The following is a 381-nucleotide window of genomic DNA, read 5'->3' on the forward strand; positions in this document are numbered from 1 at the left end:
GTACCTGCGGCGCATGGCCTCCAGCTCCGTCGAGTCCTGCGGGGCGGGGGTCACCGGTAGCTCACCGTCTGGAGGTGCCACACCAGGGCGCTCGCCGACCGCGCCAGGGTGCGGGCGTGGTCTAGTGCGGAGACCTTGGGACGCGGGGTCAGCGCCTCGCGGGCGATGCCGAGAGCGGCCGTGGCGAGCCTGCGGTCCTGGTCCTCGGAGTCCAGCAGCCACTGCCGCGTCTCGAGGCCGGGGACCATCTGCTCCACGTGGCCGGTGAGCTGCTTGATGGCGGCCTCGAGGTCGGCGCCCGGCGGCGGGATCGCGCGGTCCTGGACGGCGCTGGCGGTCGCCCCGACGTCGCGCGGGTCCACCGGCAGCATCCGGCGCGTG

At 75.3% G+C, this 381-nt stretch carries 1 protein-coding gene; it reads right to left on the reverse strand.

Annotated features, from left to right (window positions below; genetic code table 11):
- Positions 1 to 50 precede the first annotated feature (50 nt).
- Positions 51 to 381 (reverse strand): DUF6415 family natural product biosynthesis protein (locus QC029_RS30905; protein ID WP_279559144.1); only part of this gene is annotated, 331 nt, incomplete at its 5' end.

Origin of the sequence: Streptomyces sp. DH37 (assembly GCF_029813835.1) — a bacterium.
In the GTDB taxonomy this organism is placed as follows: domain Bacteria; phylum Actinomycetota; class Actinomycetes; order Streptomycetales; family Streptomycetaceae; genus Streptomyces.